This is a genomic window from Streptomyces olindensis, assembly GCF_040645895.1.
GTDB lineage: Bacteria > Actinomycetota > Actinomycetes > Streptomycetales > Streptomycetaceae > Streptomyces > Streptomyces olindensis.
Map to the genome: position 1 here is coordinate 71969 of NZ_JBEYZD010000029.1, position 26309 is coordinate 98277.

A 26309-nucleotide genomic window follows, 5' to 3' on the forward strand; every position below is an offset into this window, starting at 1 on the left:
GATGGACGCATGCCCAGCAACGCGCACCGAGCCCTGGACGGCTTCTCCCCCGCGACCCGCGCCTGGTTCACGGGTGCCTTCCCCGCGCCCACCACGGCCCAGGCGGGCGCGTGGCGGGCCATCCACGAGGGCTCGGACGTGCTGGTCGTCGCCCCCACCGGTTCCGGCAAGACCCTGGCCGCCTTCCTCGCCGCCCTGGACCAGCTGGCCTCGACCCCTCCCCCGGCCGACTCCAAGAAGCGCTGCCGGGTGCTGTACGTGTCTCCCCTGAAGGCCCTGGCGGTGGACGTCGAGCGCAACCTCCGCAGCCCCCTGACCGGCATCCGCCAGGAGTCCGTGCGGATGGGCCTGCCCGAGCCCGAGGTCAGGGTGGGCATCCGCTCGGGCGACACCCCCGCCGCCGAGCGCCGCGCCCTGTCGACGCGCCCGCCGGACATCCTGATCACGACCCCCGAGTCGCTGTTCCTGATGCTGACGTCGGCCACGCGCGAGGCGCTGACCGGCATCGAGACGGTGATCCTGGACGAGGTGCACGCGGTCGCCGGCACCAAGCGCGGCGCCCACCTCGCGCTCTCCCTGGAGCGGCTGGACGACCTCCTGCCGAAGCCGGCCCGCCGCATCGGCCTGTCGGCGACGGTCCGCCCGGTCGACGAGGTCGCCCGCTTCCTCTCCCCCCGCCGCAAGGTGGAGATCGTCCAGCCGGAGTCGGGCAAGGAGTTCGACCTCTCCGTGGTGGTCCCGGTCGAGGACCTGGGCGAGCTGGGCGGCTCCCCGGTGTCGGACGGCTCGGAGGGCGCCGAGCGGCCGTCGATCTGGCCGCATGTCGAGGAGCGGATCACCGACCTGGTCCAGTCCCACCGCTCCACGATCGTCTTCGCCAACTCCCGGCGCCTCGCGGAGCGCCTGTGCAACCGCCTGAACGAGATCGCGTACGAGCGGGCCACGGGCGAGCCCCTGGAGGAGCACCACTCCCCCGCCGAGATGATGGGCGGCTCGGGCGGTTCCCAGGGCGCGCCTCAGGTCATCGCCCGGGCCCACCACGGCTCGGTGTCCAAGGAGCAGCGTGCCCTGGTCGAGGAGGACCTCAAAGCGGGCCGCCTGCCCGCGGTCGTGGCCACGTCCAGTCTCGAACTGGGCATCGACATGGGCGCGGTGGACCTCGTGGTGCAGGTGGAATCACCCCCCTCGGTGGCCTCCGGTCTCCAGCGCGTGGGGCGGGCGGGCCACCAGGTGGGCGCGGTCTCCACCGGCGTGGTGTTCCCGAAGTACCGTGGCGACCTCGTCCAGGCGGCGGTGGTCACCGAGCGGATGCGCACCGGTGCCATCGAGTCCCTGAGGGTCCCGGCCAACCCCTTGGACGTCCTGGCCCAGCAGCTCGTCGCGATGACGGCGATGGGCACCTGGCAGTTCGACGACCTCCTCGCCGCCGTCCGCCGGGCCGCCCCCTTCGCCTCGCTGCCCGAGTCGGCCTTCACGGCGGTCCTCGACATGCTCGCCGGCCGCTACCCGTCGGACGCGTTCGCGGAGCTGCGCCCGCGCGTGGTGTGGGACCGCGTCACCGGTGAGATCACCGGCCGCCCAGGCGCCCAGCGCCTCGCCGTCACCTCCGGCGGCACGATCCCCGACCGCGGCCTGTTCGGCGTCTTCCTCGCGGGCGCCGACCCGAAGAAGGGCGGCGGCCGGGTCGGCGAGCTCGACGAGGAGATGGTCTACGAGTCCCGCGTCGGCGACGTCTTCACGCTGGGCACGAGCTCCTGGCGCATCGAGGACATCACCCGCGACCGCGTCCTGGTCTCCCCCGCCCCTGGCGTGCCGGGTCGGCTGCCCTTCTGGAAGGGCGACCAGCTGGGCCGCCCGCTCGAACTGGGCCGGGCGGTCGGCGCGTTCCTGCGTGAGGTCGGCTCACTGTCCAAGGACGACGCCCGGCTGCGTCTGCTCGCCGCCGGACTGGACGCCTGGGCGGCGGACAACGTCCTGTCGTACCTGGACGAACAGCGCGAGGCCTGCGGCCACGTCCCGGACGACCGGACGATCGTCGTGGAGCGCTTCCGCGACGAGCTGGGCGACTGGCGCGTGGTCGTCCACTCCCCCTTCGGCGCGCAGGTGCACGCCCCCTGGGCCCTCGCCCTCGGCGCCAAGCTCTCCGAGCGGTACGGCATGGACGCGCAGGTCATGCACGCCGACGACGGCATCGTCCTGCGCCTGCCGGACGCCGACCTGATGGGCCTGGACCTACTGGACCAGGACCCGGTCAGGATGGGCCGGGAGTACGACGCCGAGCAGGCCCCCGTGGGCGCCGCCGACGTCGTCTTCGACAAGGGCGAGGTCGACCAGGTCGTCACCGACCAGGTGGGCAGCTCGGCCCTGTTCGCCTCCCGCTTCCGCGAGTGCGCCGCCCGCGCGCTGCTGCTGCCGCGCCGCAACCCGGGCAAGCGCACCCCGCTGTGGCAGCAGCGCCAGCGCGCCTCCCAGCTGCTCCAGGTGGCCAGCGAGTTCGGCTCGTTCCCGATCGTCCTGGAGGCGGTCCGCGAGTGCCTCCAGGACGTCTTCGACGTCCCCGGGCTCGTGGAGCTGATGGGCGACCTGGAGTCCCGCAAGGTGCGCCTCGTCGAGGTCACCACGCCCGAGCCCTCCCCCTTCGCGCGCTCCCTCCTCTTCGGCTACGTCGCCCAGTTCCTGTACGAGGGCGACTCCCCGCTCGCCGAACGCCGCGCCGCCGCCCTGTCCCTGGACTCCCGGCTGCTCGCCGAGCTGCTGGGCCAGGCGGAGCTGCGCGAACTGCTCGACGCGGACGTGCTGACGGAGCTGGAGCGCGAGCTCCAGTGGCTCACGGACGACCGCCGCGTCAAGGACGCCGAGGGGGTCGCCGACCTCCTCCGCCTCCTCGGCCCGCTCACGGACGCGGAGCTGGCCGAGCGGGGCGCCGAGCCGCAGTGGGCCCAAGAGCTGGCCGGTGCCCGCCGCGCCATCCGGGTCCGCATCGCCGGTGCCGACCACTGGGCGGCGATCGAGGACGCGGGCCGCCTGCGCGACGCCCTGGGCACGGCACTGCCCGTCGGCGTCCCGGAGGCCTTCACCGAGCCGGTCAAGGACCCCCTCGGCGACCTCCTCGCGCGCTACGCCCGCACGCACGGACCGTTCACGTCGGCCACGGCGGCGGCCCGCTTCGGCCTGGGCGTCGCCGTCACCGAGGGCGCCCTCCAGCGGCTCGCCGCGGCCGGCCGGATCGTCCAGGGCGAGTTCCACCCGTCCGGGATCGGCCAGGAGTGGTGCGACGCGGCGGTGCTGCGCCGACTGCGCCGCCGCTCCCTCGCGGCCCTGCGGCACGAGCTGGAGCCGGTGCCGCCGGCCGCGCTCGCCCAGTTCCTCCCCCAGTGGCAGCACATCGGCAAGGGGCACTCCCTGCGCGGCATCGACGGGCTGGTGCGCGCCATCGAGCAGCTGCAGGGCGCGTCCGTGCCGGCCTCCGCCCTGGAGAAGCTGGTCCTGCCCTCCCGGGTCGTGAACTACACGCCCGCGATGCTGGACGAGCTCACCGCCGCCGGAGAGGTGGTCTGGGCCGGGGCCGGCTCCCTCCCCGGCAAGGACGGCTGGGTCTCCCTCTACGTGGCGGACGCGGCCCCCCTGCTCCTGCCGCCCCCGCACCCCCTGGAGCTGACGGCCCTCCACCAGTCCGTTCTCGACGCGCTCTCCGGGGGCTACGGCCTGTTCTTCCGTCAGATCGCCGACCAGGTCCGCGCCACCACCCACCCCGACGCCACGGATCCCCAGCTGGCCGACGCCCTGTGGGACCTCGCCTGGTCCGGCCGCCTGACGAACGACACGCTCTCTCCCATGCGCTCCCTGCTCGGCTCGGGCCGTACGGCGGGTTCCACGGCCCACCGCGCCAAGCGCACGGTCCCGCGCGGCCGCTACGGCTCCCTGACGGCCGCGGCCCGCCCGGCGTCCCGCTCAGGACCGCCGACCGTCGCCGGCCGCTGGTCCCTGCTCCCGGCCCACGAGCCGGACCCCACGGTCCGGGCGCACGCCCTGGCCCGCACTCTCCTCGACCGGCACGGCGTGGTCACCAGGGGCGCGGTCGCGGCGGAGGGCGTCGAGGGCGGCTTCTCGGCGACGTACCGCGTCCTGTCCGCCTTCGAGGAGAGCGGCCAGGCCCGCCGCGGCTACGTGGTGGAGGGCCTGGGCGCGGCGCAGTTCGCGATGGACGGCGCCGTGGACCGCCTGCGCGCGGTGTCCAACGCCCGCGACCGGGGCGAGGCCCTGCCCGGTCCCCCTCCGGGCCGGGACCCGGACCCCTTCACGGCCCACGACTTCGCCGACCCGTACGACTCGACCCCCTCCACCGACCACACCGACGACCCGGGCCACGACGGCTTCCCCAACCAGGGCCACGACGGCTTCCTCGACCAGGGCCTCGCCCGCGACGGCTTCTTCGACCAGGGCGGCCGCACCCAGAACGCCTTCCGCACCCCCGAGCCGTCCCCGGACGAGTGGGTCTCGCCCCGTGACCGCGCCCCGCAGGGGACCCCACCCTGGCAGAACGGCGGACGCCCGGGGTACGACGGATTCCCGGGCCGCCGCAACCGCCCGGACGCCACCGCCCGCGCCGTCGTCCTCGCCGCCGCCGACCCGGCGAACGCGTACGGCGCTGCCCTGGCCTGGCCCGAGCCCCCGACCGGCGCCGGGCACAAGCCGGGCCGCAAGGCGGGCTCCCTGGTGGTGCTGGTCGACGGCAAGCTGACGCTCTACATGGAGCGCGGCGGCAAGACCCTGCTCGCCTGGGCCGCCGACCCGGACGGCGACCCCGCCGGCGACCCCCGCCTGACCGCTGCCGCGGAGGCACTCGCGGCAGCCGCCCGAGCGGGCTCCCTCGGCACGGTCACGGTGGAGCGCGTCAACGGCGCCCAGGCCCTGACCTCCCCCATCGGCACCCTCCTGGAAGGAGCGGGCTTCATCGCGACACCCCGAGGACTCCGCCTGCGCGCCTGACGGCCCACGGTCCATCGGCGCCCCGGCGCCCACCGGCACCCCGGCACCCCGGCACCCCGGCACCCGCTCAGTGCCCGTGCCACCCTTGACGTATGCCCGAAGGAGACACGGTCTGGCAGACCGCGAGACGGCTGCACAGCGCCCTCGCGGGCAAGGTGCTGACCCGCAGCGACCTCCGGGTGCCCCGCTTCGCCACGGCCGACCTCACGGGCCGTGTCGTCCTCGACGTCACCCCGCGAGGCAAGCACCTCCTGACCCGCGTCGAGGGCGGCCTGACCCTCCACTCCCACCTGCGGATGGACGGCTCCTGGAAGGTCTACGACAACGGCCGGCGCTGGACCGGCGGACCCGGCCACCAGATCCGCGCGATCCTCGGCAACACCGACCGCACGGCCGTCGGCTACCGACTCCCCGTTCTGGAACTCCTGCGCACCACCGACGAGCACCGCGCGGTCGGCCACCTCGGTCCCGACCTCCTCGGCCCCGACTGGGACCCCGACCGGGCCCTCGCCAACCTCCTCCAGGACCCGGCCCGCCCCCTCGGCGAGGCCCTGCTCGACCAGCGCAACCTCGCCGGCATCGGCAACGTCTACAAGAGCGAGCTGTGCTTCCTCCTGGGCGTCACCCCCTGGCTCCCCGCGGGCGACCTGCCCGCCGAGCGCGCCGCGAAGCTGCCCGCGCTCGCCAAGAAGCTGCTGGAGACCAACCGCGACCGCCCGATCCGCAGCACGACAGGCCGCCGCGGCCAGGACCTCTTCGTGTACGGCCGGGCACCCCGCCCCTGCCTGCGCTGCGGCACCTCCGTCCGGGTGGCTGACCAGGGCGACGGCTCCCGCGAACGCCCCACCTACTGGTGCCCCGCCTGCCAGCCCGGCCCCGCCCCCGCGCCGACCGGACGCATCCGGACCCGGTCCCACTAATTGACGGGCCGTCAGAAACGCTCGTACGGTCCCGGTATGCCCGTCACGGCGTACGACCTCACCGGCCGGACCGCGTTCGTCACCGGCGCCGCGAGCGGCATCGGCCGGGCCTCGGCGCTCCTGCTCGCCGAGGCGGGCGCGACCGTGCACTGCGCGGACCGCGACGCCGAGGGCCTGCGCGAGACGGCGACCGCGATCAAGGCCGCCGGCGGCACCGCCCGCACCCACGTCCTCGACGTCACCGACCGCTCCCGGCTGCGGCAGGCCATCACCTCCTGCGCACGCCTGGAGGTCCTGGCCGCGATCGCCGGCGTCATGCACAGCAGCCCGGTACTGGAGACCCGGGACGAGGACCTCGAGCGGGTACTGAACGTGAATTTCAAGGGCGTGCTCTACGCCTGCCAGGAGGCGGCCCGACTGATGATCGCCCGCGGCACCCGGGGCAGCATCGTCACCATGGCCTCGGGCGCCGTCGACACAGGCGGCCCCGGACTGCTCTGCTACGGCGCGGCCAAGGCGGCGGTCGTCCAGCTGACGAAGACTCTCGCGACCGAGGTCGGCCGGCACGGCATCCGCGTCAACGCGGTCGCACCGGGCTGGATCCGTACGCCGATGACCGACCGCCACGACAGCGAGGCCCAGACGCGCACGGAGTCCGCCATGGCCCGCATGTCACCCCTGGGCCGGGTCGGCGAGCCCGAGGACATCGCCCACGCGGTCCTGCACCTGGCCTCCGACGCCTCGGCCTTCACAACGGGTCAGATCCTCCGCCCGAACGGGGGCGTGGCGATGCCGTGGTAGCCCCGGCCTCACCGATGAGCCGACCACCGCCCCACCGCGCGACCAGCGACGGCACACACCCCCACGGCCCGGCCGACGCCGCCGGGCCAGCCGTCCGATACAGCCGCCGTCCGATTGCCCTGAGCCCAGCCCTCTGCCGGCCCACGAGCCACGCCATCGACGGCCCCCACAACCCCTCATCCCCGCCGCGTCACCGCACCCCGCCCCGCCGTGACACCACACCCTCCCGACGGAACACCCCACCCCACCCCCGCGACACCACACCCCGACCCCCCACTCCCCAGAACCTCCGCCACCACCCCGAGCCGACAACCCCCCGCGCCCGCCCCTTCGGCACACAATGCACCGGCAACACACTCAGCCCCCACCCACCGGCCGCGACGGCCGCCTCCAGCACCCCCGCACCGGGCGCCACCGCCAGCCGGAGCACGGCCCACCACCACAGCGCCCCCAGCCCGAGCAGGCCCCCGCGCATCCCCCAGCGCCAGACCCCCCGGCGGCGCTCTATCCCCGCCATGGCCGCCACCTCCGGCCCGACGCTATTCGGCCGCCCGACCCCCCGGACAGGGCGCACCACGGGCACACAGGCGCACCGCGCACCCCTCCCCGCCGAGCGGCGACACCCCCGCCCGGCCCCGCGCCCACTGCCACGCAGGCCGCCGCCTCCACAGAGGCCGCCGCGCCCGCTGCCCCCACAGAGGCCGCAGCTCCCACTGCCACGCAGGCCGCCGCACCCGCTCCGGTCACCCGTTCTCGGCCTGGAACATCCAGTGATGCTTCTCCAGGTCCGCGGTGATCCCGATGAAGATGTCCTGGCTCACCGGATCCGGCTCACCGGTCGCCTCCACCCGCTCCCGCATCCGCGCGATCACCGCGCCCAGCGCCTCGACGAGCGTCCCCACGGCGGTCGTGTCGTCGACCCAGCCCTCGGGCGTCACACCGATACCGCTGCCGACGGCCACCGTCGCGGCCCGCCCGTCGGGCGGGATCCCGAGCGCGGCGGCGCGCTCCGCCACCGTGTCGGAGTACTGCCGCGCGGTGTCGACGACCTCGTCGAGCTGGAGGTGCACGGAACGGAAGCGCGGCCCCACCACGTTCCAGTGGATCTGCTTCGCCACGAGGGCGAGGTCGACCAGGTCGACGAGGGCACCCTGCAGCGCCTCGGAGACGGTCTTCAGGCTCGCGTCCGACAACGGGCTCTTCACGACGTACATCCGCACCTCCGTGGACTGCCCCCCGCCATCCCCTCAACGATGACGGCCGCACGCCCCACCGGCAAACGCACACAAACCGGGCACGTCGGGGTCAGGCGGCCCCCAGGCAAGCGAAAACCCCGACCGATATCCCTCCGGATCTCCCAGAGAACCCCGGCCGGGGCCTCACCACGTCTCGGCGCCCGATCAGCACCGTTCGTTCATGCCGCGCACGCGCGAACGCTCACGCGGCGACGACGTCCACCGCCTCGGCGGGCGCCTTGATGGTCACCCGTTCCGGTGGCACACCGGTCACCGAAACGGAGCCCAGCATCGGCCGAACCGGCGTGGGCACAGGCTCGCTGGGGGTGGCCGCAGCGGACTGGGCCAGCTCGGCGAGGGCGAGTTCGTCGCTCACTTCCCGCATGAGCTCGGACATCCGTACGTCCAGCGCGTCGCAGATGGCGGAGAGCAGCTCGGAGGAAGCCTCCTTCTGCCCCCGCTCCACCTCGGAGAGATAGCCGAGTGAGACTCGGGCGGACGAGGAGACTTCGCGCAGAGTACGGCCCTGGCGCTGGCGCTGCCGACGCAGCACGTCACCCAGCAGGCGACGGAGCAGAATCATCGGTGGCTCCCTCCTCGGACCGCGTAGCCGCATCCATTACGCCCCACCGTACCGCCTTGCGCCGCGGCCGTGCGGGGAGCGATGTCGTGTTCACTCAGGGCTGCAAACATCAAAACCCCCCGTTCCGTTCCGTATCCTGTGCCCGCTCATTCCCAGTCTGTTCGCTCGCAAGCTCCTCCAGGAGCAGTGCGAGTACGCTCCGTACACTCTCTCTACGAATTTCCGCGCGGTCGCCGTTCAACCGCAGACCCTCCACTTTTCCGCCGCCGGCAGAACCGGAATCGGCCCCGGCGGGTCCGTCCACGGCCACGAAGACCGTCCCGACGGGCTGTCCGTCCTGCGGATCCGGGCCCGCCACACCGGTGGTCGCGATGCCCCAGTCGGTGTTGAGGGCCTTGCGCACGCCGACCGCCATCTGCGCCGCGACCTGCGGGTCCACCGCTCCGCGCGCCGCCAGCAGGGTGGCGTCGACACCGAGCAGTTCCTGCTTCAGTTCGGTGGCGTAGGCGGTCACCGAGCCCCGGAAGACCTTGGACGCCCCGGGGACGGATGTGATCTCCGCCGCAACGAGGCCACCGGTCAGCGACTCCGCGACGGCGAGCGTCTCGCCCTTCACCGTGAGTAGTCGCACCACGTCGGTGGCCGTGGAACTCACGCTTCCTTCTCCTCCAACGCGGCCTTGCGCTCGGCGATTCCCCGCCTGCGCAGCACAATGGCCTGTTTCACATAGTCGAGCCCGGTCACCACGGTCAGTACGACCGCCGCGGCCATCACCCACCACCTCAGGGTGGCCAGCCACCCCGTCAGCGCCAGCACGTACATGCCCACGGCCACGCCCTGGGTGAGCGTCTTGAGCTTGCCTCCGCGGCTGGCGGGGATGACGCCGTACCGGATGACGAGGAAACGCAACAGGGTGATCCCCAGTTCCCGCCCGAGGATGACCCCGGTCACCCACCACGGCAGATCGCCGAGCGCGGACAGGCAGATCAGCGCCGCCCCCATGATCGCCTTGTCGGCGATGGGGTCGGCGATCTTCCCGAAGTCCGTGACCAGGTTGTAGGCGCGCGCCAGGTGGCCGTCGAAGAGGTCGGTGATCATGGCGATGGCGAAGGCCGCCCAGGCGAGGGACCGCCACGCCGGGTCGTATCCGCCGTCGGCGAGCATCAGCGCGACGAAGGCCGGTACGAGGACCAGCCGGAGCATCGTCAGGAGGTTGGCGATGTTCCAGACACTGGCCTGGTTGACGGCGGCCGCCGCCAGCTTCCCGCCCCGCGCCGGCCTGTCCTCGCCCTGCGCGTCGTCGACGCTCTCCGGGGCCTCGTCCACGCCGGCCCCGGCCTCACCCGAGGCCGCACCGCCGTGACCCGCACCGGCCGCACCGCCGTGACCCGCACCACCATGACCCGCACCGGCCGGCGCGCCGGGCCCCGCTCCGGTCGCCCCGCCCTCGGCCGACCGCGCGGCCGCACGCCCCACCGCCGCCCCGGGAACCTTCCCCGAGGCCGCGGAGGCCGCGCCTGCCGCGGCCCTCCTCGCGCCGGAGGGGCCTCCCGCCGCGGATGCCGGGACACCGGTCATCTGCCCGCCTCCTCACTCCACGCAGGCGACGCGAACGAGCTCTGCAGCGGCTCGGCCACCAGGTCGACACCCTCCGTACCGACCACCTTGGCCTCGACCATACGGCCGACGCCCAGACCCTCGCCGCTCGTGAGCAGCACCTGGCCGTCCGTCTCGGGCGCCTGGTGCGCCGCGCGGCCGTACACGCCGTCCTCGTCCACGGACTCGACGAGCACGTGCACCGTCTGGCCGACGCGCTCCTCGGCGCGCTGCGAGACGAGCTCCTCGGCGAGCCGGGAGACGCGGGCCAGCCGCTCGGCGACGACGTCCTCGTCGAGCTTGTTCTCGTACGTCGCCGCCTCGGTGCCCTCCTCGTCGGAGTAGCCGAAGACGCCGATGGCGTCCAGCCGGGCGCCGTTAAGGAAGCGCTCCAGCTCGGCGAGGTCGGCCTCGCTCTCGCCGGGGAAGCCGACGATGAAGTTGGAGCGCACGCCGGCCTCGGGCGCCTTGCTGCGGATGGTGTCGAGCAGTTCCAGGAACCGGTCGGTGTCACCGAAGCGGCGCATCGCGCGCAGCACGCCGGGCGCGGAGTGCTGGAAGGACAGGTCGAAGTAGGGCGCGACCTTCGGGGTCGACGTCAGGACGTCGATGAGGCCGGGGCGCATCTCGGCCGGCTGGAGGTAGCTGACGCGCACCCGCTCGATGCCGTCGACCTCGGCGAGCTCGGGCAGCAGCGACTCCAGCAGGCGGATGTCGCCCAGGTCCTTGCCGTAGGAGGTGTTGTTCTCGGAGACCAGCATGATCTCCTTCACGCCCTGCTCGGCGAGCCAGCGGGTCTCGTTCAGCACGTCGCTCGGGCGGCGGGAGATGAAGGAGCCGCGGAAGGACGGGATGGCGCAGAAGGAGCAGCGCCGGTCACACCCGGAGGCGAGCTTCACGGAGGCGACCGGGGAGCCGTCCAGCCGGCGGCGCAGGGGCGCGCGGGGGCCGGAGGCCGGAGCGAGGCCCTCCGGAAGGTCGGCGGGGGCGTGCCCGGGCAGCGCGACGCCGGTGGCCGACTCCTGCCGCTCCGCGGGGCTGATCGGCAGCAGCTTGCGCCGGTCGCGCGGGGTGTGCGCGGCGTGGATGCCGCCGTTCAGGATGGTCTGGAGGCGGTCGGAGATGTTCGCGTAGTCGTCGAAGCCGAGTACGCCGTCGGCCTCGGGGAGGGCCTCGGCGAGTTCCTTGCCGTACCGCTCGGCCATGCAGCCCACCGCCACGACGGCCTGGGTTCTGCCGTGTCCCTTGAGGTCGTTGGCTTCCAGGAGGGCGTCGACGGAGTCCTTCTTGGCGGCTTCGACGAAGCCACAGGTGTTCACGACGGCGACGTCCGCGGCCTCGGCGTCCTCCACGAGCTGCCAGCCGTCCGCCTCCAAACGGCCTGCGAGCTCCTCCGAGTCCACCTCGTTACGGGCGCAGCCAAGGGTGACGAGTGCGACGGTACGGCGTTCAGGCATGGGCTCAAGACTACTTCGTCCCGCTGACACCCCACGTCGACGGGGTTGGCCGATCATGGCCAACCCCGTATGTGCTGCACCCCTTCGGACGAGTCACCCGGCTTCGGGGTCGCCCTTGGTGTACGTCAGGCGTTCGACGGAGCCGGGCTGGAAGTCGTCCTCGATCTTCTTGCCGTTGACGAAGAGGTCGATCGCGCCGGCGTCCCCGAGGACCAGGTGGATCTTGGAGCTGTCCTGGAAGGTCTTGGAGTCGCCCTGCTTGAGGACGCCGTCGAAGAGCATCCGGCCGTTGTGGTCACGGGCGGCGATCCAGCTGCGGCCGTCGGCGGCGGCCACCTGGACCGTCACCTTGTCCTGCGGCGCGGCCGCGATGGCGCTGTCCGAGGGCTCGGGCTTGGGGGCGGCGGGCTTCTTGGTCTTGGTGGTGGGAGTGGCGGAGTCGCCGGGCGTGGAGCCCTCGGCCACGTTGGCCTCGCCGGAGCCGTCGTCGCCGCCCTGGAACATCGTGAACCCGACGAAGCCGATGACGGCGACGATCGCGGCGACCATGGCCGCGGTCCAGTTGGGCCCCCGCCGCTCCGGACGGATACGTTCCGCCTCGAAGAGGGGAGCTGCCGGGGTCGGTGCCGGACGCCCGCCGTGTTCGTCGCCGTACTGGGCGAGCAGCGGGGCCGGGTCGAGGTGGACGGCCTTGGCCAGGGTCCTGATGTGTCCGCGGGCGTACACGTCCCCACCGCAGGCGGTGAAGTCGTCCGCCTCGATGGCGTGCACGATGTTCATGCGGACACGGGTGGCGCTACTGACGTCGTCGACGGTCAGCCCGGCGGCGATACGAGCCTGCTGCAGGGCACGGCCGATGGAGGGGCGGGCTTCCTCGCGGTCTTCTTCGACGCGCTCGTCTTCGAACGGACGCTCGTCTTCAGGGGAGTTGCCGATGGACACGGGGGCGCCTTTCGAGCGTGTAGCCGCCTGTGCTGGAGGTTCAGTCTAGGGGGGGTACAAAAGGGTGGGGCAACCGGGCAGTGGCACTTTGTACGCCATCGGAATGGCCCGACATCCCGATGGTGGGGTCGCTGCTTTTCGCTTCCCTCAACTTGACGTACGCCGAACGGAAACGGTTGCTCGATGATCCCTTACGGGTGAGTCACGATCCGGACACCCGGTTGCCGTACACCGCCCCGCGAGGCGACCACCGTGTCCCGCTTCCCTACCCTTCAGACTCCCCCCGGATCAGGGCGAGCACGCCATCCAGCTCATCAGGCTTCACAAGAACGTCACGTGCCTTGGAACCCTCGCTCGGCCCGACGATGTTCCGGGACTCCATGAGGTCCATCAGCCGCCCGGCCTTGGCGAAGCCGACGCGCAGCTTGCGCTGGAGCATGGACGTCGAACCGAACTGCGTGGAGACGACCAGTTCCGCCGCCTGGCACAGCAGGTCGAGGTCGTCGCCGATGTCCTCGTCGATCTCCTTCTTCTGCTTGGTGCCGACGACGACGTCGTCCCGGAAGACGGGCGTCATCTGCTCCTTGCAGTGCCGGACGACGCCCGCGATCTCCTCCTCGGTGACGAAGGCGCCCTGCATACGGGTGGGCTTGTTGGCCCCCATCGGCAGGAACAGTCCGTCACCCTTACCGATGAGCTTCTCGGCGCCCGGCTGGTCGAGGATGACCCGCGAGTCGGCCAGCGAGGAGGTGGCGAAGGCGAGCCGGGACGGCACGTTCGCCTTGATCAGACCGGTGACGACGTCCACCGAGGGCCGCTGCGTGGCGAGCACCAGGTGGATGCCGGCCGCGCGCGCGAGCTGGGTGATGCGCACGATCGCGTCCTCGACGTCCCGCGGCGCCACCATCATCAGGTCGGCCAGCTCGTCCACGATGACCAGCAGGTACGGGTACGGCTGGAGCTCGCGCTCGCTGCCCTCGGGCGGCTTGACCTTGCCCTCGCGCACCGCGCGGTTGAAGTCGTCGATGTGCCGGTAGCCGTAGGCGGCCAGGTCGTCGTAGCGCAGGTCCATCTCGCGGACGACCCACTGGAGCGCCTCGGCGGCCCGCTTGGGGTTGGTGATGATCGGCGTGATCAGGTGCGGGATGCCCTCGTAGGCGGTCAGCTCGACCCGCTTGGGGTCGACGAGGATCATCCGGACGTCCTCGGGGGTCGCCCGCATCATGATCGAGGTGATCAGGCAGTTGATGCAGGACGACTTTCCGGAGCCGGTGGCGCCGGCGACCAGCATGTGCGGCATCTTCGCCAGCGAGTGCATGACGTAGCCGCCCTCGACGTCCTTGCCGAACGCGACCAGCATCGGGTCGTCGTCCTCGGCGGACTCCGCCAGACGCAGGACGTCACCGAGGTTGACCATCTCCCGGTCGGTGTTCGGGATCTCGATGCCGACCGCGGACTTGCCGGGGATCGGGCTGATGATCCGCACGTCCGGGCTGGCGACGGCGTAGGCGATGTTCTTGGCGAGGGCGGTGATCCGCTCGACCTTCACGGCGGGGCCGAGCTCGATCTCGTAGCGCGTGACCGTCGGCCCGCGGGTGAAGCCGGTGACGCTGGCGTCGACCTTGAACTCGGTGAAGACGTTGGTCAGCGCGGCGACTATGGCGTCGTTGGCGGCGCTGCGGGCCTTGCCCGGGCCGCCGCGCTCCAGCAGGTCGAGCGAGGGCAGGGAGTACGTGATGTCGCCGGAGAGCTGGAGCTGCTCCGCGCGCGGGGGCAGATCGCGGGGCTCGGAGGGCGGGGACTTGGTGAGGTCGCGGACGCCCGCCTTCGGCTTCTGCGGCTCCGGCTTGTCCTGCTGGGCCTTGTCCTGCTGGGGCCGGGCGGCCGGGACGGGCGTCGGCGTGGTCGGCTCCTGATCGCCCACCCGCACGCCCTGGGTGAGGTCGGCGACGATGGGCGAGGGCGGCATCCCGTGCAGCACGGCGCCGTCGAGCGCGGCGGCAGCCGCCGCGGCGACGTCCACGGCGTCCCTGGGCCGGTCCATGTCGGGCTGCGGCACGGCCGAGCGCCGGGGCCGGCCACGGCGCTTCTGGAGCGCCTCCTGCTCGGCGCTGTCGGGGTCGTACGCCGCGGGCGCCGGCGCACGCCTGCCGCGCGGGCGCGCGGGCAGCGCCTCACGCCACTGCTCCTCGTACCGCTCGTCGTCCTCGGGGAGGCCGAACTCGTCCTCGGCCGGGTCGCGGACGATCCCGAGCCGCATGCCGAGCAGCCGCAGCCGCTGCGGAATGGCGTTGACCGGGGTGGCCGTGACGACCAGCAGCCCGAAGATCGTCAGCAGCACGAGCAGCGGCACGGCGAGCACGTCGCCCATGGCGTAGGACAGCGGGGTCGCCATGGCCCAGCCGATGAGCCCGCCGGCGTCCCTTATGGCCTGCATGCCGTCCCCACGCGCGGGCGACCCGCACGCGATGTGGACCTGGCCGAGCACGCCGATGACGAGCGCGGACAGGCCGATGACGATCCGGCCGTTGGCCTCGGGCTGCTCCGGATGGCGGATGAAGCGGACGGCGATGACGGCGAGCAGTATCGGCACGAGCAGGTCGAGCCGGCCGAAGGCACCGGTCACCAGGATCTCGACCAGATCGCCCACGGGGCCCTTCAGGTCGGCCCAGGTGCCGGCGGCGACGATCAGCGCGATGGCGAGCAGCAGCAGGGCGACGCCGTCCTTGCGGTGGGCCGGGTCGAGGTTCTTGGCGCCCTGCCCTATGCCGCGGAAGACGGCACCGACCGCGTGCGCGACGCCGAGCCACACGGCGCGCACGAGCCGGTAGATGCCCCCGGTCGGGCTGGGTGCCGGTTTGGGCGCGGGTTTCTTCGCCGCGGCCTTCTTGGCGGGCGCCTTCTTCGCGGGTGCCTTCTTGGCAGCGGCCTTCTTCGCCGGAGCCTTCGCGGAAGCGGCCGCCTTCTTCGCGGGCGACTTCTTGGCTGCGGAGGGACGTGAGGCCATGGGTGTGAGGTTACCGGTGGAGACGACAGGGGACACGTGTGCCTACGGCTTCACCCGTTCGTGTCGCTCCGGGAGAGGCCAGAAACTGACGCGCGCTCACGGGCGGCAACCCCGCCTGCCCGCGCGTCAGTTCTGCGTGGACACCGAGGACGTGCTCCCGGTGCCCGGCTCCAGCGCGTCCAGCGCCCGCCGCAACCCCGTGAGCTTGCGCTCCAAATGAGCCGCCGTGGCCACCGCGGCGGCGTCCGTCGACTCGTCGTTGAGCTGCTTGGTCAGCGCCTCGGCCTGCTCCTCGACGGCCGCGAGGCGCGCGGAGAGCTCGGCGAGCAGCCCGGCCGACTCCTTGGCCTCGCCGTCCGCCTCCTTGCCGCCGCCCTCCAACTGGAGCCGCAGCAGCGACGCCTGCTCACGCAGCTGGCAGTTCTTCATGTACAGCTCGACGAAGACGGAGACCTTCGCGCGCAGCACCCACGGATCGAACGGCTTGGAGATGTAGTCGACCGCGCCCGCCGCGTAGCCCCGGAAGGTGTGGTGCGGGCCGTGGTTGATCGCCGTGAGGAAGATGATCGGGATGTCCCGGGTCCGCTCCCGCCGCTTGATGTGCGCGGCCGTCTCGAAGCCGTCCATCCCCGGCATCTGGACGTCCAGCAGGATGACCGCGAAGTCGTCCGTGAGCAGCGCTTTGAGCGCTTCCTCCCCGGACGATGCCCGCACCAGCGTCTGATCGAGCGCAGAGAGGATCGCCTCCAGCGCCAGCAGATTCTCCGGCCGGTCATCGACCAGGAGGATCTTGGCCTTCTGCACCATGGCCCGCCCTCCTCGCCCCGGCGTGGGGCCTCCCCTGTCCGCAGGACCTGGGGTCGCACCGGTGGGTGCCGCCCCAGGGGACGACTCCCTTGCGCCGCCCGTCCTTGTGCCGGTCATCGTAGCCGCACCCTGCCCGTCGCCACACCCTGTCACCGCGATGTCACTGTGCACGTAGCAGAAACGCAGCAGGAGACCAGAAGGTTCCCCAGATCTCGTACTTCTACACGACTATGCGCACACCGAGTCGGCAACTCCGTGTGAACACCGAACCTTCCCGGCACGGTTGCGTAAGAGTCCAACGTTCCCCTCATTCCCCTCGCATCCACTGATCCATCACCGCCAGGAGGTGATCGGGGTCGACCGGCTTGGTCACGTAGTCGGAAGCACCCGATTCGATCGCCTTCTCGCGGTCGCCCTTCATCGCCTTCGCCGTGAGCGCGATGATCGGCAGCCCGGCGAACTGCGGCATCCTGCGGATCGCCGTGGTCGTCGCGTACCCGTCCATCTCGGGCATCATGATGTCCATCAGGACGACCGCCACGTCGTCGTGCTGCTCCAGGACCTCGATGCCCTCACGGCCGTTCTCGGCGTACAGCACGGACAGTCCGTGCTGCTCCAGGACGCTGGTCAGCGCGAAGACGTTACGGATGTCGTCGTCGACGATCAGGACCTTCTGGCCGCCGAACCGGATACCGCGGTGCGGCTTCGGCGCCGCCTCCTGCTCCGCGGGCGCCCACTGTTCCGGCTGCGCCGGGCGCGCCTCCAGCTCGGGCATCCTGCGCCGCCGCCGGAACAGGGCGGCCGGCCCGTTCTGCGTCTCGCGGTACGACTTCACCTCGGCCGGCGTCTCGACCTCGACCTCCGACAGCTCGGACAGGTCGGACGTCGACGCCACCAGGTCACCGGCCTCCAGGGCGGGCAGCTGCTGCTGGTAGCCCTGCGGCGGCAGCTCACTGGGGTGCAGCGGCAGGTACAGCGTGAACGTCGAGCCACGGCCCGGCTCGCTCTGGGCGTGGATCTCACCGCCGAGCAGCTGGGCGATCTCCCGCGAGATGGACAGCCCGAGGCCCGTGCCGCCGTACTTGCGGCTGGTCGTGCCGTCGGCCTGCTTGAACGCCTCGAAGATCACCCGCATCTTGCTGGACGCGATACCGATGCCGGTGTCCGTCACGGAGAACGCGATCAGATCGGCCTCCGGGTTGGTCAGTGAGCCCGTCTCCAGCAGCTGCTCCCGGATCTTCTGCGGCACGTCGTCCCGCGCCGGCCTGATGACCAGCTCCACCGAACCCGAGTCGGTGAACTTCACCGCGTTCGACAGCAGGTTCCGCAGCACCTGCAGCAGCCGCTGCTCGTCGGTGTGCAGCGTCGCGGGCAGCTCGGGCGAGACCCGCACGGACAGGTCCAGGCCCTTCTCCGCGGTCAGCGGCCGGAAGGTGGCCTCCACGTAGTCCACGAGCTGGACGAGCGCGATCCGCGTCGGTGAGACGTCCATCTTGCCCGCCTCGACCTTCGACAGGTCGAGGATGTCGTTGATGAGCTGGAGCAGGTCCGAACCGGCCCCGTGGATCGTCTCGGCGAACTCGACCTGCTTCGGGGACAGGTTCCCCTCGGCGTTGTCGGCGAGCAGCTTGGCGAGGATCAGCAGCGAGTTCAGCGGCGTGCGCAGCTCGTGCGACATGTTCGCGAGGAACTCGCTCTTGTAGCGCATGGAGACCGCGAGCTGCTCGGCGCGCTCCTCCAGGACCTGCCGCGCCTCCTCGATCTCGGTGTTCTTCACCTCGATGTCGCGGTTCTGCTGGGCCAGCAGCTCGGCCTTCTCCTCCAGTTCGGCGTTGGACGCCTGGAGGGCCTTCTGCCGCTGCTCCAACTCGGCGGAGCGCTCGCGCAGTTGCTCGGTCAGCTCCTGCGACTGCGCGAGCAGCAGCTCGGTCTTGGTGTTGACCGAGATGGTGTTGACGCTCGTCGCGATCATCTCGGCGATCTGGTTGAGGAAGTCCTTCTGGATCTGTGTGAACGGCGTGAAGGACGCCAGCTCGATGACGCCGAGCACGCTGCCCTCGAACAGCACCGGCAGCACGATCACCTGCGCGGGCGGCGCCTCACCGAGCCCCGAGGAGATCTTCAGGTAGCCGCTCGGCGCGTTCTCCACGAGGATCGTGCGCTTCTCCTCGGCAGCCGTCCCGACCAGCGCCTCACCGGGCTGGAACGACGTCGGCATGGAGCCCATCGAGTAGCCGTAGCTGCCGAGCATGCGCAGCTCGTACTGGTTCTCGTCCGTGGCGCTCATGTCCTCGCCGTCGACGAGCGGCATCGCCACGAAGAACGCCCCGTGCTGCGCGGAGACGACCGGGGTCAGCTCGCTCATGATCAGCGAGGCCACGTCCTCCAGGTCGCGGCGGCCCTGCATCAGCGCGGAGATCCGGGCGAGGTTGCCCTTGAGCCAGTCCTGCTCCTTGTTGGCGATCGTGGTGTCGCGCAGGTTGGCGATCATCTTGTTGATGTAGTCCTGGAGCTCCTGGATCTCCCCGGACGCGTCCACGTCGATCTTCAGGTTCAGGTCGCCCCGGGTCACCGCGGTGGCCACGCGCGCGATGGCACGCACCTGCCGGGTCAGGTTCCCGGCCATCTCGTTCACGGACTCGGTCAGGTCCCGCCAGGTGCCGTCGACGTCACGCACGCGTGCCTGACCGCCGAGCTGCCCTTCCGTGCCCACCTCGCGGGCGACGCGGGTGACCTCCTCGGCGAAGGACGACAGCTGGTCGACCATCGTGTTGATGGTCGTCTTCAGCTCCAGGATCTCGCCGCGGGCATCGATGTCGATCTTCTTCGTCAGGTCACCCTTGGCGATGGCCGTGGTCACCATGGCGATGTTGCGCACCTGACCGGTGAGGTTCGACGCCATCTGGTTCACGGACTCGGTCAGGTCCTTCCACGTACCCGCCACACCGGGTACGTGCGCCTGGCCGCCGAGGATGCCGTCCGTGCCCACCTCACGGGCCACCTTGGTGACCTGCTCGGCGAACGAACTCAGCGTCTTCACCATCGTGTTGATCGTGTCGGCGAGCTGCGCGACCTCGCCGCGCGCCTCGATGGTGACCTGCCGTGTCAGGTCACCGTTGGCGACCGCCGCCGAGACCTGCGAGATGTTCCGCACCTGAGTGGTGAGGTTCTTCGCCATCAGGTTGACGTTGTCGCTCAGGTCCTTCCAGATGCCCGTGACACCCGGCACGTGCGCCTGCCCGCCCAGGATGCCCTCCGTACCCACCTCACGGGCCACCCGGGTCACCTGCTCGGCGAAGGACGACAGCTGGTCGACCATCGTGTTGACGGTCGTGACGAGCTCGAGGATCTCGCCCTTGGCGTCGACGGTGATCTTCTTCGACAGATCGCCCCGGGCGACCGCGGTCGTGACCTCGGCGATGTTGCGCACCTGGATGGTCAGGTTGTTGGCCATGCCGTTCACGGACTGGGTGAGGTCCTTCCAGGTGCCGGAGACGCCCTGCACCTCGGCCTGGCCGCCCAGGATGCCCTCCGTACCCACCTCACGGGCCACTCGCGTGACCTCCTGGGCGAACGACGACAGCTGGTCCACCATCGTGTTCAGGGTGTTCTTCAGCTCCAGGATCTCGCCGCGCGCGTCCACGGTGATCTTCTGGGACAGGTCACCCCGGGCCACCGCCGTCGCCACCTGGGCGATGTTGCGCACCTGCGCGGTGAGGTTCCCGGCCATGCCGTTCACGGAGTCGGTCAGGTCGCGCCACACACCGGCGACGCCGGGCACCTGCGCCTGACCGCCCAGCCGCCCGTCCGTGCCCACCTCGCGCGCCACCCGGGTCACCTGGTCGGCGAAGGCCGAGAGCTGGTCGACCATCGTGTTGATGGTGTTCTTCAGCTCCAGGATCTCGCCGCGCGCGTCCACGTCGATCTTCTGCGACAGGTCGCCCCGCGCCACGGCCGTCGTCACCTGCGCGATGTTCCGCACCTGGGAGGTGAGGTTGCCGGCCATCGAGTTGACGGAGTCGGTCAGTTCCTTCCACGTGCCCGACACGCCGTCGACCCGCGCCTGACCGCCGAGCCGCCCCTCCGTGCCCACGTCCCGGGCCATCCGGGTGACCTGGTCGGCGAAGCTCGACAGCTGGTCCACCATCGTGTTAACGGTGTTCTTCAGCTTGAGCATCTCGCCGGAGACGTCGACCGTGACCTTCTGCGAGAGGTCGCCGTTGGCCACCGCCGTCGTCACCTGGGCGATGTTCCGCACCTGACCGGTGAGGTTCCGGAACGCCGTGTTGACGGAGTCCGTCAGGTCCTTCCACGTCCCGGCCGCGCCCGGCACCTGCGCCTGACCGCCCAGCTCACCCTCGACACCGATCTCCCGCGCCACACGGGTCACTTCGGCACCGAAGGCGGACAGCTGGTCCACCATCGTGTTGACGGTGTTCTTCAGCTCCAGCATCTCGCCGGCCACGTCCACGGTGACCTTCTGCGACAGATCACCATTGGCCACGGCCGTCGTCACGGCGGCGATGTCCCGCACCTGAGTGGTCAGATTCCGGAAGACCGTGTTCACCGAATCGGTGAGGTCCTTCCACGTCCCCGCCGCACCCGGCACGTTCGCCTGACCGCCGAGCCGCCCCTCGGCGCCGACCTCGTTGGCCACGCGGGTGACCTCGTCCGCGAAGATCCGCAGCGTCTCGGTCATCTGGTTGATCGTGTCGGCGAGCTGCGCGACCTCGCCGCGCGCCGGGACGGTCACCTTCCGGGACAGGTCACCGTTGGCGACCGCGGTCGTCACCTCGGCGATCCCGCGCACCTGGGCCGTGAGGTTCCCGGCCATGGTGTTCACCGAATCGGTCAGTTCCTTCCACACACCGGCGACCCCGGGCACCTGCGCCTGACCGCCCAGCGCGCCCTCGGTGCCCACCTCACGGGCCACTCGGGTCACCTCGGAGGAGAACGCCGACAGCTGGTCCACCATCGTGTTGACGGTGTTCTTCAGCTCCAGCATCTCGCCGGCCACCTGCACGGTGACCTTGCGGGACAGATCACCCTTGGCGACCGCCGTCGTCACCAGCGCGATGTCCCTCACCTGGGCTGTCAGCCGGTACGCCATCGTGTTGACGGAGTCCGTGAGGTCCCGCCACGAACCCGACATACCGCGCACCCGGGCCTGTCCGCCCAGCTTGCCCTCGGTGCCCACCTCACTGGCCACCCGCGTGACCTCGTCGGTGAACGTCGACAGCTGGTCGACCAGATTGTTGACGGTCCGCCCGACCTTCAGGAACTCGCCCCGCAGCGGCTGACTGTTCCCGTCCGCCACCTGCGTCCGCAGCTCCATACGCGGCGACAGGTCACCCTCGGCCACCGCCGACAGCACCCGGCCGACCTCGGAGACCGGCCGCACCAGGTCGTCCACCAGGGCGTTCGAGTTGTCGATCGCGGTCGCCCAGGAGCCCTCGCAGGCACCCGTCTCCAGCCGCTCGGTCAGCTTGCCCTCACGGCCCACCATCCGCCGCACCCGGGACAGCTCGCCCGTCAGGTGCAGATTCCGGTCGGCCACCTCGTTGAAGACCGCCGCGATCTCGGCCATCACGCCGTCGCCGGACACCGTGAGCCGCTTGCGGAAATTCCCGTCCCGCATGGACACCAGGGCCGCCATCAGCCGGTTCAGGGCTGCCGTGTCCACCTCAGTGGTGCCGTTGCGCACTTTGCCCTGGTTCCTCGGGGACTGTCCGCCTTTCGCGCGCGTCTTCGTGCCACGCGTCGCTGCGCCAGACTCCACTGTGTCCCTCCCGCAGGGGTCGACCGTCACTCTGTGCTCGCGGTACCGCTCGGCGTACCAGTTACTACTGCGTATTCTCTGCCCTGCATACCAGGCCGGTTCCAGGGGGCTGCTGCCCGCCGCACGCCTCCGGCACTCAGCCGGCCCGGACCTTCACAAGAAGCTTGCCCAGTGTTTCACCCTGGCCGAACCAGGCCATAACAGTTCGGCAGCTTCGCACATCGTCCGCACACCCTCCGGACGGAAACACTGCAGACCGGCATCCGCATGGACCGCGAAGGTAAGTAACCTTGCATCCGGCTGTCCAGCCGCGCCGGTCCGTCCGGCCTGGGCGGTGGCACGAAGACGAGCGGGCATCGGAGGGGCGGCCGCACACATGACCACCGGACTGATCCCGGGGGGACAGCCCCCGGACCCCCGGCCGACGGGCGGCCTGCCGCATCAGCGGCGCGAGCCGGTCGGCCACGCAGCCCAGCACGTCGAGAACCGGTCGAGGAGTTCTGTGATCACCGCGCGCGCGGCCGCCAGTTTCGAGCCCGTCGGGCGATCGGTCGCGAGCGCCCGCTCCTTCGTCCGCGACACCCTCCAGGGCTGGGGATTCGCGGACATCGTCGACGACGCCGTCGTTCTCACCAGCGAACTGGTGACCAACGCCGTGGTCCACGCCGGCACCTCCGCCGACGTGCTGTGCCTGCGCAGCGACGAGGGCGTGCGCATCGAGGTGGCCGACCGCTACCCCGAGCGGGAGATCCCGCTGCAGGGCGCGGCCGTCAACATGGGCAGCCCCGACCGCGAGGGCGGCCGCGGCCTCCAGCTCTGCGCGGCCCTCGCCGGCCGCTGGGGCGTCGAGTACACGCCCACCCACAAGACGGTCTGGTTCCAACTCGACCTCCCCGCGCGCGTGGTGGGCACCCGCGCGGCCGGCCCGGCCCTCCCCGCCGACCTCCTCCCCCTCGCCGACGGCCGGGTCCGCGTGGCCGTCATCCAGATCGACCGCACCGGCCACATCACGGCCTGGAACGAGGACGCCGAGGAACTCTTCGGCTACCCGGCCGAGCAGGTCACCGGCAAGCCCCTGACCGACCTCGCGGCCTGGCCGCACACCCCGGGCACCAGCACCGGCATCGCGGAGGCCCTCCGCCTCTCCCGCTGGGAGGGCAGCTACGGCATCCGCGACGCCAACGGCCGCGTGACCCCCGTCTACGCCTCCCACCTGCGGGTCCGCGACACCGGCGGCGAACCGTCAACCGTGTGCCTCCTGGTCCGCGACCACGAACGGGCCGTTCTTCAGACACCCCTGCGCGTCCCCTCCTCGGACACCTCGACCGGCTCCGAGGGCCAGAGCACCGACCCCTTCGAGGTCTTCATCGGCTCCCCGGCCCCCGACGATCTCGACGGCCTCCTGCAGCGCACGGTCGAACGCGCCCGCGACATGCTCGACGGCGACTCGGCGTTTCTCTTGCTCGCCACGGACGACGAGACGGAACTGGAGGTCCGCGCCTCCACGGGCCTGCCCTCGGCCCGCCAGCGTTTCGCCCGCGTCCCCGTGGAGGCGGGCCCGGGCCGCTACGGCTCGGCCCGTATGCCCGCCGTCCACGACGACCTGACGGCGGTCTCGGGCGCGGTGCCGCTGCTGAACGGCACGGGCATGCGCTCGGTCGTGACGGTTCCGCTGAAGGTCGAGGGCCGCCTCACCGGCTCCCTCGGCGTCGCCGCCGAGGCTCCGGGCAGATACTCGAACGAGGAGGCGCTGCGCCTGCAGTTCGCCGCCGACCGCATCGCTCTCGCCGTCGAATCGGCCCGCCTGGGCGAACTGGAACGCCTGCGCCGCGGCTCCCTGAGCTTCCTGGTCGAGGCCTCCGACCTGCTGGCCGGCACCCTGGACCGCGACCAGACCCTGGCCCTGATGGCCCAGATGACCGTCCCGACCCTCGCCACCTGGTGCGCCGTCTACACGATCGCCGACCAGGCCTCCGAGCCGTACCTCTCGTACGTCCTGCACGAGGACGAGGAGCTCATCGACGGCATCAAGTCCCTGCTGTCGAAGGTCCCGCCGCCGGACCCGGTCCCGACGCCCGGCGCCCGCGTCTGGACGGCCCCCGCCGAGGTCGCCCACCAGGCGGCCCTGCGCAGCTCCATGCGCAGTCTGGGCCTGAGCGGCGGCCCGACCCACCAGGTCACGCCCGGCATCGGCCCGACGCTCGCCACGGCCGGCGCCGTCGGCGGCGAGACGGTCGTCCTTCCCCTGGTCGCCCGCAACCGCGTCATCGGCATGCTGACCCTGGGCAAGCCGACCGACGAGCACTTCCGCCAGGAGATCCTGGAACTGGCCGAGGACCTGTCCCGCAGGGCCGCTCTGGCCCTGGACAACGCCCGGCTCTATTCGGAGCGCACGGCGATCAGCCAGTCCCTCCAGCGCAGCCTCCTGCCTCCGGAGCTCCCCGACATCGAGGGCGTCGAGGTCGAGGTCATCTACCGCGCGGCCGGCGAGGGCAACGAGGTCGGCGGCGACTTCTACGACGTCTTCCCCATCCGCGACGGCGCTTACGGCTTCGCCATCGGCGACGTGTGCGGCACGGGCCCGAACGCGGCAGCGGTGACGGGCCTGGCCCGCCACGCCCTGCGCCTGCTGGCCCGCGAGGGTCTCAGCGGCCCGACGGTCCTGGAGCGCCTCAACTCCGCCATCCTCGACGAAGGCGCCCGCAGCCGCTTCCTCACGCTCCTCTACGGGGAGATGCGTCCCCAGGAGGACGGCAGCGCCGAGTTGAAGGTGGTCTGCGCCGGCCACCCGCTCCCCCTGCGCCTGCGCCAGGACGGCACGGTCGAGCCGGCCGCGGAGCCGCAGCCGCTCCTCGGTGTCATCGACGATCTGGAGCTGTACGAGCAGACGGTCACGCTCGACCCGGGCGATGTCCTGCTGTGCGTCACGGACGGCGTCACCGAACGCCGTGAGGGCGCCCGCATGCTGGGCGACGACGGTCTCGCTGATGTCCTCACGACCTGCACGGGTCTTACGGCCGGCGCGGTCGCGGCCCGCATCATGCGCGCGGTGGAGCGTTTCGCGTCGGACGCCCCGTCGGACGACATGGCGATCCTGGCAATGCGCGTCCCGGGTCTCCACAAGGACTAGGGCATGCAAAAGGCCCCACCCGCGAGGGTGGGGCCTTTTTTGCTGGAGCCCCCAAACGGAATCGAACCGTTGACCTTCTCCTTACCATGGAGACGCTCTGCCGACTGAGCTATAGGGGCCTGTCGCTTTGCGGGGTTTCCCGCGCGGCAACGGAATAGATCATACCCCGAACAGACCCGTGCTCCCAACCACGTCAGAAGGCGGGCTGGAGAAGCCCTCCGAGGGCATTGCAGGCGGACACGATCCGCTGCATGTCCCGCTTGGTGAGGCCGGCGTCCACCGGCAGCGCGAGCGTTTCGTCGGCAGCTCGTTCCGTCTCCGGAAGGGCCACACAGCGCCGGAATTCGGGCAGCCGGTGCACCGGGGTCTTCACCGGCACCCGCGCTTCGACTCCCCTGCCTCGTACGGCCCGTGCGAAGGCGTCCCGGTCGGGCCGCCCGTTGCCCGGGACCCGCACGACGTACTGCTGGTAGGTGTGCCCGTCACCGTCGTCGGGTGTCCGCACACCGCGCAGCTTCGCATCGAGATAGGCGGCCCGTTCCCGGCGCTGGGCTATCTCGTCGTACGGCGCCTCGGACTCGCCCTGTTCCAGTACGAGCAGTCCGTGCCGCTGTCCCACCCCGTGCAGCCGCGCGATGTCGGCGAGCCGCCCGAAGCGGTGTACGACAACCACGGCCGCGGTGCGCGGAGTTACGGCCGCTTCCACGGCAGCGGGATCAAGGCAGTAGGTGAGGGGATCTATGTCGGCGAACACCGGCAGCGCCCCGGCCGTGGCGACGGCCTCGGCGACTTCGACGTTCCCGAAGGCCGGCACGACAACCTCGTCACCGAGTCCGACACCGGCAGCCCTGAGCATGGCAGCAGTACCCATGCTGTGGATGCTGGTTGCGCAACGTGAACTTCAAGTGACGCACAACAAAAAAGGGTTGGACCCGGAACCGAAGTTCCAGGTCCAACCCTGTCAATGATTGTTCGGCGGCGTCCTACTCTCCCACAGGGTCCCCCCTGCAGTACCATCGGCGCTGTAAGGCTTAGCTTCCGGGTTCGGAATGTAACCGGGCGT

General features: G+C 71.4%; 15 protein-coding genes, 1 tRNA gene and 1 rRNA gene. 4 read left to right on the plus strand and 13 right to left on the minus strand.

Annotated elements, in window-relative coordinates; translation table 11 throughout:
* Window positions 1-9: 9 nt before the first annotated feature.
* The 3 genes from ABZ948_RS20250 to ABZ948_RS20260 all read left to right on the plus strand — a co-directional run bounded on the left by ABZ948_RS20250 (window position 10) and on the right by ABZ948_RS20260 (window position 6710).
* Window positions 10-4989: an ATP-dependent helicase gene (locus tag ABZ948_RS20250; RefSeq protein ID WP_359761382.1), complete on the plus strand. Its 4980-nt coding sequence runs from the start codon at window positions 10-12 to the stop codon at window positions 4987-4989.
* A 92-nt stretch (window positions 4990-5081) separates the two neighbouring features.
* Complete coding sequence (locus tag ABZ948_RS20255) at window positions 5082-5909, plus strand: Fpg/Nei family DNA glycosylase (protein WP_359761383.1); 828 nt, start codon at window positions 5082-5084, stop codon at window positions 5907-5909.
* Window positions 5910-5945: 36 nt separating this feature from the next.
* Window positions 5946-6710: an SDR family NAD(P)-dependent oxidoreductase gene (locus ABZ948_RS20260; RefSeq protein ID WP_359761385.1), complete on the plus strand. Its 765-nt coding sequence runs from the start codon at window positions 5946-5948 to the stop codon at window positions 6708-6710.
* A gap of 190 nt (window positions 6711-6900) precedes the next feature.
* Here the strand turns inward: ABZ948_RS20260 and ABZ948_RS20265 are convergent, their stop codons facing one another.
* The 10 genes from ABZ948_RS20265 to ABZ948_RS20310 form a co-directional block, all read right to left on the minus strand.
* Window positions 6901-7185, minus strand: coding sequence for a hypothetical protein (locus ABZ948_RS20265; RefSeq protein WP_359761414.1), 285 nt, complete (start codon window positions 7183-7185; stop codon window positions 6901-6903).
* 268 nt (window positions 7186-7453) lie between these two features.
* Entirely contained in the window at window positions 7454-7924 is a 471-nt protein-coding gene (locus tag ABZ948_RS20270; protein ID WP_359761387.1) for a Dps family protein, read from the minus strand.
* Between the two features lie 223 nt (window positions 7925-8147).
* Window positions 8148-8528: a helix-turn-helix domain-containing protein gene (locus ABZ948_RS20275; RefSeq protein WP_003993396.1), complete on the minus strand. Its 381-nt coding sequence runs from the start codon at window positions 8526-8528 to the stop codon at window positions 8148-8150.
* Window positions 8529-8637: 109 nt separating this feature from the next.
* Window positions 8638-9183, minus strand: a complete 546-nt coding sequence (locus ABZ948_RS20280) for a CinA family protein (protein ID WP_359761389.1) — start codon at window positions 9181-9183, stop codon at window positions 8638-8640.
* Window positions 9180-10106: a CDP-diacylglycerol--glycerol-3-phosphate 3-phosphatidyltransferase gene (gene pgsA / locus ABZ948_RS20285; RefSeq protein ID WP_359761391.1), complete on the minus strand. Its 927-nt coding sequence runs from the start codon at window positions 10104-10106 to the stop codon at window positions 9180-9182. The genes ABZ948_RS20280 and pgsA overlap by 4 nt, the downstream gene beginning before the upstream one ends.
* Entirely contained in the window at window positions 10103-11581 is a 1479-nt protein-coding gene (gene rimO, locus ABZ948_RS20290) for a 30S ribosomal protein S12 methylthiotransferase RimO (RefSeq protein ID WP_359761393.1), read from the minus strand. The genes pgsA and rimO overlap by 4 nt, the downstream gene beginning before the upstream one ends.
* A gap of 93 nt (window positions 11582-11674) precedes the next feature.
* A complete protein-coding gene (locus tag ABZ948_RS20295) occupies window positions 11675-12523 on the minus strand; it encodes a helix-turn-helix domain-containing protein (RefSeq protein ID WP_359761395.1) in 849 nt (282 codons plus the stop codon).
* A gap of 265 nt (window positions 12524-12788) precedes the next feature.
* The gene (locus ABZ948_RS20300) at window positions 12789-15530 is read right to left on the minus strand and encodes a DNA translocase FtsK (RefSeq protein ID WP_359761397.1); all 2742 of its coding nucleotides are present in this window, start codon (window positions 15528-15530) and stop codon (window positions 12789-12791) included.
* Window positions 15531-15656: 126 nt separating this feature from the next.
* Entirely contained in the window at window positions 15657-16337 is a 681-nt protein-coding gene (locus tag ABZ948_RS20305) for a response regulator (RefSeq protein WP_359761399.1), read from the minus strand.
* A gap of 307 nt (window positions 16338-16644) precedes the next feature.
* Window positions 16645-22116 carry a HAMP domain-containing protein gene (locus ABZ948_RS20310; RefSeq protein ID WP_359761401.1) on the minus strand — a complete coding sequence of 1824 codons (5472 nt, stop codon included), beginning with the start codon at window positions 22114-22116 and terminating at the stop codon, window positions 16645-16647.
* Window positions 22117-22492: 376 nt separating this feature from the next.
* On the opposite strand from ABZ948_RS20310, the gene ABZ948_RS20315 reads away from it, so the two are divergent.
* Window positions 22493-25246, plus strand: coding sequence for a SpoIIE family protein phosphatase (locus tag ABZ948_RS20315; protein WP_359761403.1), 2754 nt, complete (start codon window positions 22493-22495; stop codon window positions 25244-25246).
* 43 nt (window positions 25247-25289) lie between these two features.
* Here the strand turns inward: ABZ948_RS20315 and ABZ948_RS20320 are convergent.
* The 3 genes from ABZ948_RS20320 to rrf form a co-directional block, all read right to left on the minus strand.
* Window positions 25290-25365: transfer RNA gene (locus ABZ948_RS20320), tRNA-Thr, on the minus strand.
* A gap of 74 nt (window positions 25366-25439) precedes the next feature.
* Window positions 25440-26102 carry a DegT/DnrJ/EryC1/StrS family aminotransferase gene (locus tag ABZ948_RS20325; protein ID WP_359761416.1) on the minus strand — a complete coding sequence of 221 codons (663 nt, stop codon included), beginning with the start codon at window positions 26100-26102 and terminating at the stop codon, window positions 25440-25442.
* 114 nt (window positions 26103-26216) lie between these two features.
* Window positions 26217-26309 (minus strand): 5S ribosomal RNA (rrf, locus tag ABZ948_RS20330); the annotation flags it as partial.

Excerpts from the sequence above, each read along its gene's own strand:
- ABZ948_RS20250 (WP_359761382.1), top strand. The coding sequence starts at position 10 with ATGCCCAGCAACGCGCACCGAGCCCTGGACGGCTTCTCCCCCGCGACC.
- ABZ948_RS20255 (WP_359761383.1), top strand. The coding sequence starts at position 5,082 with ATGCCCGAAGGAGACACGGTCTGGCAGACCGCGAGACGGCTGCACAGC.
- ABZ948_RS20260 (WP_359761385.1), top strand. The coding sequence starts at position 5,946 with ATGCCCGTCACGGCGTACGACCTCACCGGCCGGACCGCGTTCGTCACC.
- ABZ948_RS20265 (WP_359761414.1), bottom strand. The coding sequence starts at position 7,185 with ATGCGCGGGGGCCTGCTCGGGCTGGGGGCGCTGTGGTGGTGGGCCGTG.
- ABZ948_RS20270 (WP_359761387.1), bottom strand. The coding sequence starts at position 7,924 with ATGTACGTCGTGAAGAGCCCGTTGTCGGACGCGAGCCTGAAGACCGTC.
- ABZ948_RS20275 (WP_003993396.1), bottom strand. The coding sequence starts at position 8,528 with ATGATTCTGCTCCGTCGCCTGCTGGGTGACGTGCTGCGTCGGCAGCGC.
- pgsA (WP_359761391.1), bottom strand. The coding sequence starts at position 10,106 with ATGACCGGTGTCCCGGCATCCGCGGCGGGAGGCCCCTCCGGCGCGAGG.
- rimO (WP_359761393.1), bottom strand. The coding sequence starts at position 11,581 with ATGCCTGAACGCCGTACCGTCGCACTCGTCACCCTTGGCTGCGCCCGT.
- ABZ948_RS20300 (WP_359761397.1), bottom strand. The coding sequence starts at position 15,530 with ATGGCCTCACGTCCCTCCGCAGCCAAGAAGTCGCCCGCGAAGAAGGCG.
- ABZ948_RS20305 (WP_359761399.1), bottom strand. The coding sequence starts at position 16,337 with ATGGTGCAGAAGGCCAAGATCCTCCTGGTCGATGACCGGCCGGAGAAT.
- ABZ948_RS20315 (WP_359761403.1), top strand. The coding sequence starts at position 22,493 with ATGACCACCGGACTGATCCCGGGGGGACAGCCCCCGGACCCCCGGCCG.
- ABZ948_RS20325 (WP_359761416.1), bottom strand. The coding sequence starts at position 26,102 with ATGCTCAGGGCTGCCGGTGTCGGACTCGGTGACGAGGTTGTCGTGCCG.